Annotated in this window: 14 protein-coding genes; 7 read left to right on the top strand and 7 right to left on the bottom strand. The window is 45.8% G+C overall.

Features of this window, described 5'->3' with window-relative positions:
- Positions 1–155: 155 nt before the first annotated feature.
- The gene (locus tag ENN66_05735; protein HDS16100.1) at positions 156–593 is read left to right on the top strand and encodes a PilZ domain-containing protein; all 438 of its coding nucleotides are present in this window, start codon (positions 156–158) and stop codon (positions 591–593) included.
- Between the two features lie 26 nt (positions 594–619).
- On the opposite strand, the gene ENN66_05740 is transcribed toward ENN66_05735, so the two are convergent.
- Genes ENN66_05740 through ENN66_05750 form a run of 3 tightly spaced genes read right to left on the bottom strand, consistent with a single transcriptional unit; the run spans position 620 to position 2,635 of the window.
- Complete coding sequence (locus ENN66_05740; protein HDS16101.1) at positions 620–1,534, bottom strand: dihydroorotate dehydrogenase; 915 nt, start codon at positions 1,532–1,534, stop codon at positions 620–622.
- The gene (locus ENN66_05745; protein ID HDS16102.1) at positions 1,534–2,349 is read right to left on the bottom strand and encodes a dihydroorotate dehydrogenase electron transfer subunit; all 816 of its coding nucleotides are present in this window, start codon (positions 2,347–2,349) and stop codon (positions 1,534–1,536) included. Before ENN66_05745 ends, ENN66_05740 begins: the two co-directional genes overlap by 1 nt.
- Entirely contained in the window at positions 2,336–2,635 is a 300-nt protein-coding gene (locus ENN66_05750) for a PilZ domain-containing protein (GenBank protein ID HDS16103.1), read from the bottom strand. The genes ENN66_05745 and ENN66_05750 overlap by 14 nt, the downstream gene beginning before the upstream one ends.
- Positions 2,636–3,010: 375 nt before the next feature.
- Here ENN66_05750 and ENN66_05755 point away from each other — a divergent pair, with 375 nt between their 5' ends.
- Entirely contained in the window at positions 3,011–3,484 is a 474-nt protein-coding gene (locus tag ENN66_05755) for a hypothetical protein (protein ID HDS16104.1), read from the top strand.
- 37 nt (positions 3,485–3,521) lie between these two features.
- On the opposite strand, the gene rimI is transcribed toward ENN66_05755, so the two are convergent.
- From rimI to ENN66_05775, 4 genes are read right to left on the bottom strand one after another with little or no spacing between them, the layout of a single operon-like run.
- On the bottom strand, positions 3,522–4,010 hold the full coding sequence (gene rimI / locus ENN66_05760; protein ID HDS16105.1) for a ribosomal-protein-alanine N-acetyltransferase: 489 nt from the start codon (positions 4,008–4,010) through the stop codon (positions 3,522–3,524).
- Complete coding sequence (locus tag ENN66_05765; GenBank protein HDS16106.1) at positions 3,985–4,518, bottom strand: MogA/MoaB family molybdenum cofactor biosynthesis protein; 534 nt, start codon at positions 4,516–4,518, stop codon at positions 3,985–3,987. Before ENN66_05765 ends, rimI begins: the two co-directional genes overlap by 26 nt.
- Positions 4,445–6,049, bottom strand: a complete 1,605-nt coding sequence (locus ENN66_05770; GenBank protein HDS16107.1) for a citramalate synthase — start codon at positions 6,047–6,049, stop codon at positions 4,445–4,447. The genes ENN66_05765 and ENN66_05770 overlap by 74 nt, the downstream gene beginning before the upstream one ends.
- A 28-nt stretch (positions 6,050–6,077) precedes the next feature.
- On the bottom strand, positions 6,078–7,316 hold the full coding sequence (locus tag ENN66_05775) for an aspartate kinase (GenBank protein ID HDS16108.1): 1,239 nt from the start codon (positions 7,314–7,316) through the stop codon (positions 6,078–6,080).
- 261 nt (positions 7,317–7,577) lie between these two features.
- On the opposite strand from ENN66_05775, the gene ENN66_05780 reads away from it, so the two are divergent.
- The 5 genes from ENN66_05780 (at position 7,578) to ENN66_05800 (ending at position 12,122) form a co-directional block, all read left to right on the top strand.
- Positions 7,578–7,778: a CooT family nickel-binding protein gene (locus ENN66_05780; GenBank protein ID HDS16109.1), complete on the top strand. Its 201-nt coding sequence runs from the start codon at positions 7,578–7,580 to the stop codon at positions 7,776–7,778.
- A gap of 68 nt (positions 7,779–7,846) precedes the next feature.
- The gene (locus ENN66_05785) at positions 7,847–8,920 is read left to right on the top strand and encodes a branched-chain amino acid aminotransferase (protein HDS16110.1); all 1,074 of its coding nucleotides are present in this window, start codon (positions 7,847–7,849) and stop codon (positions 8,918–8,920) included.
- 72 nt (positions 8,921–8,992) lie between these two features.
- On the top strand, positions 8,993–10,333 hold the full coding sequence (gene rimO, locus ENN66_05790) for a 30S ribosomal protein S12 methylthiotransferase RimO (GenBank protein HDS16111.1): 1,341 nt from the start codon (positions 8,993–8,995) through the stop codon (positions 10,331–10,333).
- A gap of 290 nt (positions 10,334–10,623) precedes the next feature.
- Positions 10,624–11,376: a 16S rRNA (uracil(1498)-N(3))-methyltransferase gene (locus tag ENN66_05795; protein HDS16112.1), complete on the top strand. Its 753-nt coding sequence runs from the start codon at positions 10,624–10,626 to the stop codon at positions 11,374–11,376.
- A gap of 20 nt (positions 11,377–11,396) precedes the next feature.
- Positions 11,397–12,122, top strand: coding sequence for a hypothetical protein (locus tag ENN66_05800; GenBank protein HDS16113.1), 726 nt, complete (start codon positions 11,397–11,399; stop codon positions 12,120–12,122).
- Positions 12,123–12,270: the final 148 nt, after the last annotated feature.

The following is a 12,270-nucleotide window of genomic DNA, read 5'->3' on the forward strand; positions in this document are numbered from 1 at the left end:
AAGACATTACCAATAAGCAAACTTAAAATTTAACCATGAACATCAGTGCTTAACTTTATCTTGCAATCAGGGTGATCAATTTTCGATAATCACAACTGGTCAAATTTCGGTTGTCATAACTATCGGTTTTTAAACTGTGGAAAGACTCTATTTTGATGGCAGAAAAGAAAAGCAGTAATCAGCGCGAATTTTACCGTTATAACCTTAATCTTGAATTTTCTTTTTTTGTAATAAAAGAGAAAGACATCATCGGGCCATATCAGGGAAATACCGTCAATTTAGGGGGGGGAGGAATGTACTTTACCACTGATTGTCCGTTGCTTCAACCAGGCTCTCTGCTTCTGGCTGAATTTGAATCTCAATCGACAAATGAAGATGATTCGACTGGACTTAAAACCTTATCGGGAGATTTTATGGCTCGGGTTATTCGCGAAGAGTCTGATTATATTGCTATTTCAAAAAAATTATACAGTTTCGCAGTTGAGTTTAAATTCACCCGTAAAGCCACCCAGGATGAGATTGTGGCCTACCTTAATGCTTATGCGGGAAAAAGTCTTTATAGGTTCAGATCGAAAAGGAATTTAAAGTATTGACCACAAGTAATTCGGGAGGGACTCTGCTAATCGGCCAAGGCTCCGATAAATTGCTTTACACTTTTGTAGTGATGTTGTTCAAGATAATTTTCTATACCCAGGACGACCTCAAGCGCAATCTTTGGGTTGATGAAATTGGCCGTACCGATTTGCACCGCAGTAGCCCCGACCAGTAAAAATTCCAAGGCATCATCAGCACAACTGATCCCTCCAATCCCGATCACGGGAATCGAAACTGCACGGGCTGCCAGGTAAACCATTCTTAAGGCCACTGGTTTAATTGCAGGTCCGGAAAGACCGCCGGTGACATTACCCAACAACGGTCGTTTCCTTTTAAGATCAACGGCCATTCCCAACAACGTATTGATCAATGAGATCGCATCGCTTCCGGCCCCTTCGACCGCCTTGGCTACAGCCGTAATATCAGTGACATTTGGCGATAACTTGGCAATCAGAGGTAATGAGGTTTTCTTTCTGATTGCGGCAATCAGACTGGCTGCGGCCACAGGATCAGTGCCAAACTGAATTCCACCGGATTTAACGTTCGGGCAGGAAATATTGATCTCCAAAGCAGTAATCCCGGCAACCCCATCCAGTCTTTCGGCCAAAGCCGTATACTCTGCCTGGCTGTTGCCAAACATATTAACGATGACAGTCGCCCCCAGATTTGCAAGAAAAGGCATTTCTTTCGCCAGAAAGAGCTCAAGCCCGATATTTTCAAGACCAATGGCGTTGAGCATCCCGCAAGGGGTTTCACTGATTCTGAGGCCGGGATTGCCTTTCTTCGGGTGCAGTGAAAGTCCTTTGGTAATGACCGCGCCAATTTTTGTGATGTCAAAGTACGACGCATACTCACGGCCATATCCAAAGGTTCCAGAAGCGGTTAATACTGGATTTTTCAGTACCACACCCGGAGCAATCGCCACCCTGAGATCAACCATCAGAAAACAACCTTCCATGCCGGGAAAACCGGTCCATCTGTGCAAACTTTGGCGTTTCCCAAAAGGTCACTCCCTTTGCTTCCAAGCACAGGTTGCACGCAACCGAGACAAACTCCAAAACCGCAAGCCATTCTGTTTTCCAGGCTCAGGTATCCATGGCAATGGTTTTCAAGGATAATTTTTTGCACCCCTTTCAACATCGCTTCAGGACCACAGGAAAAAACTATACTTCGGGGTCGTTGTTGTAAACGATCATGTAAAAGCTCGGTTACCAGCCCCTGACGACCGCAGCTGCCATCATCGGTAATCGTGTGGACCTCCAGCCCTGAGATTATGGCTTCATTAATCTCCGAGCTTAAAACAAGTTCCTTTTTGCTGCCGGCCCCATATAATAAAATTGTTTTTTTGAGAGAAAAACCATTTTTAAGGGTATTAAAGATGTATGACGCAAGTGAAACGATACCCATTCCACCAGCAACCAAAATCAGCCACTCTGACGCATTTAGATCGGGATCAGGATAGCCGTTGCCCAGAGGACCGTGAACCCGAATACGTTCGCCAGGCCTCAATCGACAAATCTGCCGACTGCCTTTGCCGACGACCTTGATAATAACTTCAAACCAATCCGCGCCTGAACGGCAGATACCAAAGGGCCTTAGCAGAAAAGGATCGAAGCCAAAACCAGGCAAGCCGAGCATCACGAACCTACCGGGAGTCGCGGCCTGAACGAATTGAGTATCGGTCGTAAGACGCAGACGCCAGATCTCGGCAGCCAGAGGTTCGCGGCTGATTATTTCACTGTCAAAAAGATGCAATTTCCAACACCCTGTAATCTGAATCGATAATTTTAAGTCCAAAAATCATCTGCTGATCGCTACCTTTGCGAGCCCAGATCATTTCAGTTTCATATTCCGTAATCATGCCGCTTTCTTCGGTGACTCTAAGAAGAGCTCGTACCGGCGCAAAGGTCGTAATCTGTAGTCCCCCGTCCGAGATATCCACAGTTTTAGCAGTGACTATATCCGCATCGACAAAAAACTCCACCTTGGCGGAAAGTGGAGTTCTGGGATGTCGCCGACGAATTTTATGTTGTTCATCCATATTATTTTCGATGCCCTGTTTTTTTACGGATCTTTCATCTCCAGCAATAGTTCAACTTTAGAAAATATTATGAAGTTTTAACTCTGGCAGCTGGCAGCAAACCATTGGACATTTAAATGTGGGAATGTTACAATCAGCTGGTTTTGGGTAGCGGCTTCAGAAACAAGCCTTCTGCCGATCTTCGAGCCTCACAAACCGGAATTTTATAGTCCACTCTTATTAAGAGTTTTTTGAACAATAACGATAACACGGATTTTTCTCCGAGGCCACCAAAATGTTGCGGGAAAAGAAAAAATTTTAAGTCGCTCGGCAGGATATGATGATTTTTCAAGCTTAAACGGCATACTGTAGCGCCCTAAATTACGGAGATTCAACATGAGAATGACAGTAATTCTTACCGGTGTTTTTGTCTTACTGACAATGGTCCCGCTGACGCTATTGGCTAAGGATGCCCCTTCTGGTACGATCCTGGTGACCAAGGCTGATCCAAGCGGCGCCAGAAAACCTTCTATTTTCACACATGCCAAACACGAAAATTATGATTGTGAATTATGTCATCACGCTTGGGACGGCGAAAATGAAATTAAAAAATGTGCTTCTTGTCATCCGATTTTTCACCACACCGAACATCTGGGTATGGGGTGTGAACAATGTCATGAAAGTTGGGAAATGAATAAGGATATAAAAAAATGCGGCAGCTGCCATCCCGGTAATGATAAGGGCGGAATACCTAACATTATCAAGGTTTCCCATCGAGCTCTATGTAAACGCTGCCATCGGGACATGGTGGCGGCCGGCAAAATATCCGGGCCAACAAATCCCTGTACGGCCTGTCATATGGAGAACTGAAATAAAAAGGGGGGCTCACGGCTCCGGCCCCCCTTTTTTATGATAATTCCTTACGCAGAAGTTTAGCTCCGGTTTTTCCTGCGTCATAATATCCCGGTCGAAAGCCATATTCCAGAAAATCATTGGCTTTGTAAAGAATTAATGCAGCAGTATTATTTTCCGCCACTTCCAGATAAAGAGTGGCCACCTTTCGCTGGACGAGCGTTTTTACGATTTTCTGTAGTAGCTCTAGGCCTACGCCCATTCGTCTGGCCTCTGGAATTACCGCGATACGAAGAATTTCCCCCTCCCGATCAATCACTCTGGCGCAAATATACCCCAGTGCTTTCCGCTTATTCATAGACAGTGCTATAAAGTTCAAAGAAAGGTCATTTTCAAGCTCTGTCAGGATATTTGCTTGTCCCCAGGGTGAGCCAAAAGCTGACCGTTCTACGGCAAGGATCATCTCGAGTTCTGTCCTGGACGCCTTTAGTAAAAAAAATGACTTTCGTCTGCGCATGTCAGGAAGCACAGTCGGCAGGATCACCGGCCAACTTCTCGAGGGCGTGTGGCAGAGCCGGTAAGATAACTTCAAGGCATTCCTGCGCGGCTTTGGGGCTGCCGGGCAAATTAACGACCAGTGTGTGCCCGCGAATTCCGGCGACAGCACGAGAAATCATGGCGTGCGGGGTTATTATAAGACTTGCACTGCGCATGGCTTCGCTGAATCCCGGCGCCAACCTTTCGATAATTGCCTGTGTTGCTTCTGGGGTTATATCCCGAGGAGAAAAACCGGTCCCTCCAGTAGTAAGAATCAAAGAATAATCACCGTTATCGGCCCAATGTTTAAGTCTTTCGGAAATCACCTCAAGCTCATCGCCGACTATTTCTTCTCGTGCGACCAAGAATTTTTCTTCTCGCTCAAGTCTCTGGCGCAACGCCGGGCCACTAAGATCTTGACGCTCTCCCCGAAAACCACGATCACTTATGGTCAGAATCGCCGTTCGAAAGCTCACACTCTCCCCCCTGCATATTGTATTTATATTCAATGCCATCAATCAGGGCCTGCCAGCTGGCTTCAATAATATTGTTTGAAACCCCTACCGTGCCCCATTTATTTCCCAAATCATCCTTTGAATCAATCAAGACTCTGGTTACCGAACTCGTACCCTTATCGGAAGAAAGGATTCTGACCTTATAATCATCAAGCTTGACCTTTTTCAGATCGGGATAAAATTTTTCCAGGGCTTTGCGTAAAGCCCGGTTCAGAGCATCAACCGGACCTTCACCCACGGAGGCGGTATGTTCAATCACTCCTCCCACTTCAAGCATTACTGTGGCTTCTGTTAACGGTGGTCGATCATGCCTGTATTTATTAACCATTACCCTGAAACCCATAAAATTAAAAATAGGTTTGTAGGTCCCGTTAGTTTTGCGGACCAGCAGCTCAAAAGAGGCTTCGGCTCCCTCGAACTGAAAGCCTTTTTCTTCAAGATCCTTGATCTGCCTGAGAATCTCTTCGGTATTTTCTTTTGAGCCAAGATCAAGGTTGTACTCTTGGGCCTTACAGATGATATTGCTGCGCCCGGCAAGATCGGAAATTAAAATCCGTCTTTGGTTGCCTACCAATTCTGGGTCGATGTGTTCGTAGGTTAGAGGATCCTTTTGCACCGCGCTGACATGAATCCCCCCCTTATGAGCGAAAGCGCTGCGACCCACAAAAGGCTGATGCCGACTGTGCCGCTTGTTGGCAATTTCGTCAACATAACGTGACAACGAAGCAAGCTGAGCCATCTTATCAGGATCGATGAGGTTGTAGCCCATCTTGATCTGCAGATTGGGAATAATCGAGGTGAGGTTGGCATTACCACAACGCTCACCAAAACCGTTTATCGTGCCCTGGACCTGGGTAACCCCGTGTCGTACAGCAAGTAGCGAACTGGCGACAGCGGTTTCCGAGTCATTGTGAGCATGAATTCCCAACGCGACTCCATCACTCAGCTCATGACGTACAATATCAACTATAACGGCAATCTCATCAGGCAGGGTGCCGCCGTTGGTATCACAGAGAACCAGACATCTAGCCCCTCCCCTGACGGCGGCTTTCAGCGTTGCCAGCGCATACTCACGATTGTTTTTAAAGCCGTCAAAAAAATGCTCGGCATCATAAAAAACCTCTTCCATGTGACAGCTTAAGAAAGCCAGGGAGTCTTCGATGATAAGTAAATTTTCCGACAGCGTGATATGGAGAGCGTTTAAAACATGAAAATCCCAGGATTTTCCGAAAATAGTGGCAACTGAAACCCCCGTTTCAACAATGGCTTTAAGGTTGGGGTCACATTCCGCCTGATTTTCAAGCTTCCGGGTGCTGCCGAAAGCCGTTATTTTTGCCTGTTTCAGCTCGACGTCTTTGATTTTATTAAAAAAACTAAAATCTTTGGGATTTGAACCAGGCCAACCTCCTTCAATATAATGAATGCCGAAAAGATCAAGACGCCGGGCAATCCTGACTTTGTCATCAGCCAACAGAGAGATATCTTCAGCTTGCGTACCGTCTCTTAAGGTCGTATCATATATTTTTATCATTAAATACCTGTAAAATTAAACTTTATTATCAATCACTACATACATCCTGAGCCTCTTTGGCAAGGTCAAATTCCTGGTGTAAAACCCGAACCGCGAGCTCAGTATATTTTTCGGCAATCACGCATGAAACCTTAATTTCAGAAGTGCTGATCATCATGATATTGATATTTTCATGGGCCAGAGCGGCAAACATCCGCGTAGCCACACCGGCGTGAGTGCGCATGCCGATCCCCACAATGGAGACCTTGGCGATATCGCGGTCTCCATTGATATCATGAGCTCCAATTTCAGGGTTGATTTCCTGGAGTGAAGCAAGAGCCAGTTCGTAATCCAGCTTTGGAACCGTAAAAGTCAGGTCGGTAAGACCTTTCTCTGAAATATTCTGAATTATCATATCGACCACGATGCCTTTAGTGGAAATCGCTGAAAAGATTGCCGCCGCAATTCCCGGCCGATCAGGAATCCCGCAAATTGTGATCTTGGCTTCATTTTTATCATAGGCCACGCCGGAAACGATGGCTTTTTCCATACCTTCATCCTCCTTGCAGACGATAGTTCCTTGACTCTCTGAAAAACTTGAACGAACATGAATTGGAATTCCGCATTTTTTGGCGAACTCGACTGAACGTATCTGTAAGACCTTAGCCCCCAAGCTGGCTAACTCAAGCATCTCGTCATAGGAGATGCATTTCAATTTCCTGGCCTGACTACAGATATTGGGGTCGGTGGTATAGATTCCGTCCACGTCGGTATATATTTCACAGACATCGGCCGACAGGGCCGTCGCCACAGCAACCGCGCTGGTATCAGAACCACCACGCCCCAAGGTTGTGATATCACCATGTTCATCAACCCCCTGGAAGCCGGCAACCACAACGATACAACCATCGGCAAGTGATTTTAATATCCGTTCGCCCCGAATCTCTATAATTCTGGCCCGACTATGAGCGTTGTCGGTGAGGATAGGAATCTGTGGTCCGAGATAGGATATTGCCTTAACCCCAAGATTCTCAATCGCCATAGCCAGAAGGGCAATTGAAACCTGTTCCCCGGAGGAGACCAGTATATCATGTTCCCGGCGATTATGACGTGAATCAATTTCGTTGGCAAGACTAATGAGCCGGTCTGTCTCACCGGACATTGCCGAAAGCACGACTACCACTTGGTTGCCTTTCTGCTGGGCCGCCACTGCTCGCCGCGCGACGTTTTTGATACGGTCAGTCGAACCAACGGAAGTTCCACCATATTTCTGAACAACTAGAGCCATAATTTTAGAATCTCTCCTGTATTTTTAAGCTTTACAACTTTGGACGAACCGCAGAAACTTAGGCGCCAGTTGTATTTGATTCTCAGGAACGTGTCAACTTCAAAGATAGCAGGAATAATTTTTCCTGATTCGGCTTTCTCTATGCTTGCACAGAGTTAACCCGTTGTGATAAAGGTAAATCAATTATTCTGTATCCCCTCCCATGGACCGTTCGCTAACCGGTTCAGGGCAGGATATACCCTGGAATTGGAGAGTATAACCATGTGTCAATCAAATGCTTATCTGCTGGACAGCTCAGGCGATGAAAAACTGTTGATGGAAGATGTTTCGCTGATCACGCCCTTGCCCGATGGCGAGGTTGAATTGGTCGGCCTCTTTGGAGACCGCCTGACCATTAAAGCCGGGATTAAAGAGATGGACCTTCTCAAGCACCGAATCATCATGAGCGGCACAGACAGCTAAAATCAATTTACATCTTTATTCTAGTAATTCATGATCCAAGCCCTTATAGAGAGAAGGAAGGAAACCATATGGCGGATATAACTATCAAATTGAATCAACAACCTAAAGCCATTCCCAACAATGACAAACTTGGTTTTGGCCTTCACTTTGCCGACCATATGCTGGTTATGGATTATAATCGCGAAAAAGGCTGGCATAATTGTAGCATTGAACCCTATGCCCCGATTCAGATTGAGCCCTCAATGATGGCCCTGCATTACGGCCAGGCTATTTTCGAGGGGATGAAAGCATTTCGCGCAATTGACGGCAATATAAACCTGTTTCGCGCCCGTGATCACTTTCGGCGCTTCAACGACTCAGCCCGACGGGTGTGCATTCCCGAGATTGACGTTGAAGATCTGGTCAGGGGTTTGAAAAAACTTATTGAAATTGATCACAAGTGGGTTCCCTCGGGGCACGGCACCGCTCTTTACATACGCCCATTTATCTTCGCGACCGACCCATTCCTCGGGGTTCGACCTTCACATACATATAAGCTCATGATAATCCTTTCTCCGGTCGGAGCCTATTATGCGGAAGGCTTCAACCCGGTAAAGATCATGGTTGAAGATGAATATGTCCGTGCGGTCAGAGGTGGCATCGGAGCCATCAAAACCCCGGGGAATTATGCGGCAAGCCTGCTGGCTGCAGTCAAAGCCCAGAAAAAAGGGTTTACCCAGGTGCTTTGGCTTGATGCTCATGAGCTAAAATGGTTGGAAGAGGTCGGGACTATGAATATCATGGTCAAAATTGATGACGAGGTTATAACGCCTCCATTGAACGGCAGCATTTTACCGGGAATAACCCGCGACTCAACTATTAAAATCCTTAAAAACTGGCGGATTCAGATAACTGAAAAACAGATCGGTATTGATGAGGTTTTCAAAGCAGCCGAAGAAGGTCGTCTCAAGGAAATGTTCGGTACCGGTACGGCTGCAGTCATTTCTCCGGTTGGTTCCATTCACTATAAAGAAAAAAACGTTACGATTAATCAAGGCCAGGTCGGAGAGCTTTCACAGCAGCTTTTTGATGAGATTACCGGTATTCAGTATGGCGGCAAAGCCGATATCAATGGCTGGATCGATATCGTCAGAATTTCTTAACGTTATTGCGCTCAGCTGGCTTATAAATAAGGTTCGGCCACGAAGTGACAGCTTTCGTGGCCGAAAAATTTTATGATGCAAAAAGTCGCCATTATCAATCTGGGATGCCCCAAGAATGAGGTCGATGCCGAAAAAATGGCCTACCTCCTGAATAAAAATGATTTTACGCTCCTTGATAATCCGGCTGAAGCTGAAATTATAATTGTCAATACCTGCGCTTTTATTCAACCCGCCATTGAAGAAGCAATTGAAACCATCCTTGATCTCGCTTACTTCAAAAAAAAGGGTTGCTGCCGGTTGCTGGTGGTCTGCGGTTGTTTGCCTCAACGTTACGGTATGGAATTGGCCGATGAAATCCCTGAAATAGACCTGCTTTTGGGCACGGATGGTTTTGCCGAGATAGTTTCAGCTATCAGAAGTTATCCTGATAAGCCCAATCAGTTTGGTTGCCATGGCCGTATCGGCGTTCCGGATTACCGCTCTCTCCACGAAATTCCGCAACTGACAACCCATGCCGGTTTCAGTTATCTGAAAATTGCAGAAGGTTGTGACAATCGTTGCTCGTATTGCATGATTCCGGCAATCAAGGGGCACCAGCAGAGCGCCCCTCTGCAAACCCTTCTCAAGCAGGCCGGACAAATGATTGCAAACGGCATTCGGGAAATCAATTTAGTGGCTCAGGATATTACGGCTTACGGCCTTGATTTTTCCTGCACGCCCCAGCTGACTGTTCTTTTGCGGAAACTCAGCTCTTTGCCAGGACTAGAGCGCATCCGTCTGCTTTACGCCTACCCCCACCGGATCAGTTCTGAATTGATCAACCTTATTGCCGAGGAAAATAAGATCTGCAAATATCTTGACCTGCCAGTTCAGCATATCAGTGACTCGATCTTGAAAGCAATGGGACGCCAGGATTGTGCGGCAGACATTCTCCGCACAGTTACAAGTCTGAAATCTGAAATTCTAGGCTTGTACCTGCGCAGTACCGTCATCGTTGGTTTCCCCGGGGAAACCAACGATGACTTTCGGCAATTAGTTGATTTTGTCAAGCAGGGTTTTTTCGATTACCTTGGAGCTTTCACTTACTGGGCGGAGGAAGGTAGCCGGGCTGCAAACTTTCCCGGTCAGATAGCAGATCCTTTAAAAGAAGAGCGACTGCAGCTGCTGATGGAGGAACAACGCAAAATCACCGAACAACGCCTCCGGAACGAAGTCGGTTCTATCAAGAAGGTTCTGATAGAAGGGCTCAGCCGGGAAAGCGACCTTCTTCTTCAGGGCAGAACCTCTTTTCAGGCCCCGGAAATTGATGGAATAACCTATATTACTGAGGGAGAGGCTGAGCCTGGAAACTTGGTTGACGTTGAGATTTACGATAGTTTTGACTTCGATCTTTTTGCCCGGATCAGAGATTAAGGAACTTTTTTAAATAGCGGCTAACAATTTGCGTGCGCAAAAAAAAATCGGCTGAGTTGCCCCCTCTTTCCTATAGAAAATTTCTATCAACAACACAAGTAACTATTCAGCGCAGTTGATTTAACCTTGCATTGAGACGTAAAAGAGAAATCGTGGAGATGACCGATTTTCAAGAAAATCGGGATCGTGTCCCTAGATTTTCCGGGCTGGCTGAATAGTTACTAAAATAAAAACAAAACGAAAATTTATCAACTTGCAAAAAAAGTTACAATTTTCAAGAATAAGGCAACATGTCAAAATTTGCTTATACTGAAACCATCAAAGAAGCAAAAATCTTTCTGCAAGGTGACGAATTCCACCATCAGGTCAAAGTTTTGAGAAGAAAGAAAGGCGATAGGATAGAACTCCTCGATGGTCGGGGAGGACTTTTTTATGGCTTGATTGAAAGCATCGGCCGTGACCGGCTGCAGGTTAAAATCACCGGGGCGGAACCCAAGACCGAACCTCGGCCCTTACATCTACTTGTTGCTCTTCCTAGAAATGAAAAATTTGACAATATCATTGAGAAAGCTGTGGAACTTGGGGTTACTCGGATAACGCCCTTGATTACCGCGCATACAATGGTTAAATCAGGTTCCGCGCCGAAGTCTGAAAGAAAAATCGTACATTGGCGAAAAATCGCTATCTCCAGCCTGAAACAATCAGGCTCACTTTTTCTGCCGGAGATTGATTCACCGACATTGCTGAGTAAAATCAATCTCTGCGGCATGGATACAGGCGACTGGCAAGAAATCGTATTTCACCCGCAGGCGCATGAGGAGGAGCTGACCCTAGACCGGCTTAATTTTTCATCTGACTGTAAAACCAGGCTTTTTTTGGGCCCTGAGGGTGGTTTCTGTAAGGAAGAGATTGATTTTTTTCGTTTTCGGAACTGCTCCTTGTCCAGCCTGGGCAGTCGCATCCTACGGCTTGAAACCGCGGTCGTGGCCGCTCTGGTTCTCATCCAGTTTCTGAGAGAAAAAAAGTCAAGCCTTACAACTTAGTTTAAATCAGGGAGGCTATTGTGAAGTGTCTAAAATGCGGCTACACCAGTTTTGATTATTTGAAAGAGTGTAAAAAGTGTGGAGAAAATCTGGAAGAAAGTCGTCGTGCTCTTAATTTGAAGGCGAGTGAACCAATCCTTTTCAACAAAATTCCCCCATTCCAAGAAGTCCAGGAAAGTGAAACGCAGAAAGCCTTGGATGATTTACCGGAAAATATCGACTTATCCCTAACTGACAATGATTTTTCAAGGGATTACCCTGCATCATTGGCATCATCTTCCCAGATTTCCGCAAACTCGGCGACCGAAAAACATTCGCCGGATGATTTCTTTTCCGATCTCGGATCCCTGGAGAATGAAGAAACTTTTGAACTGCCGCCGCAGCGGGGAGAGTTTGAGCTTCATCAATTAGCTGCATCAGAACTGGAAAACAACATTCGGCAAGACAATGAAATAGAGCTCTCGCCTACCTTCATGTGCAACTCCGAGGAAAAGCAACTGGATAGGGAAATCGATCTTTTGTCAGAAACAGAGATGAAAAAAAATGAGGTCAAGGAAGCAAAGGATCGCAAGACTACGGAAGATGATCTTCCTTTTTCCTTTACAAGTGGTTCTCATTCGGAGGATGAATTAAATTTCAATAAATCTTTTGCGATGGAAGATGATAAATTCACAGAACTTGAACTGGATCTCGAAGATGAGGAAAGCCTTGATCAGATTCTGGCTGATCTGGAAAAGAAAAAATAACGTTTCGCCAACCCACCTCAAATCTTGTTGTTAACTCGGGACCAAGAAGCGCGTGGTTGTGATACTCTAAAATTGATCAGTTAAAGAGCTAGTGATTACGGAAAATTGACCACCCACAGCGACCTTTTCTGTATATGGTTTTTAAAAC

The sequence above is a fragment of the Pseudomonadota bacterium genome (assembly GCA_011049115.1).
Classification (GTDB): Bacteria; Desulfobacterota; Anaeroferrophillalia; order Anaeroferrophillales; family Tharpellaceae; genus DSCM01.

Bases quoted from the DNA above. Each gene is read 5' to 3' on its own strand.
- ENN66_05735 (HDS16100.1), top strand. From the start codon at position 156: ATGGCAGAAAAGAAAAGCAGTAATCAGCGCGAATTTTACCGTTATAAC.
- ENN66_05740 (HDS16101.1), bottom strand. From the start codon at position 1,534: ATGGTTGATCTCAGGGTGGCGATTGCTCCGGGTGTGGTACTGAAAAAT.
- ENN66_05750 (HDS16103.1), bottom strand. From the start codon at position 2,635: ATGGATGAACAACATAAAATTCGTCGGCGACATCCCAGAACTCCACTT.
- ENN66_05755 (HDS16104.1), top strand. From the start codon at position 3,011: ATGAGAATGACAGTAATTCTTACCGGTGTTTTTGTCTTACTGACAATG.
- ENN66_05765 (HDS16106.1), bottom strand. From the start codon at position 4,518: ATGGCATTGAATATAAATACAATATGCAGGGGGGAGAGTGTGAGCTTT.
- ENN66_05770 (HDS16107.1), bottom strand. From the start codon at position 6,049: ATGATAAAAATATATGATACGACCTTAAGAGACGGTACGCAAGCTGAA.
- ENN66_05775 (HDS16108.1), bottom strand. From the start codon at position 7,316: ATGGCTCTAGTTGTTCAGAAATATGGTGGAACTTCCGTTGGTTCGACT.
- ENN66_05780 (HDS16109.1), top strand. From the start codon at position 7,578: ATGTGTCAATCAAATGCTTATCTGCTGGACAGCTCAGGCGATGAAAAA.
- ENN66_05785 (HDS16110.1), top strand. From the start codon at position 7,847: ATGGCGGATATAACTATCAAATTGAATCAACAACCTAAAGCCATTCCC.
- rimO (HDS16111.1), top strand. From the start codon at position 8,993: ATGATGCAAAAAGTCGCCATTATCAATCTGGGATGCCCCAAGAATGAG.
- ENN66_05795 (HDS16112.1), top strand. From the start codon at position 10,624: ATGTCAAAATTTGCTTATACTGAAACCATCAAAGAAGCAAAAATCTTT.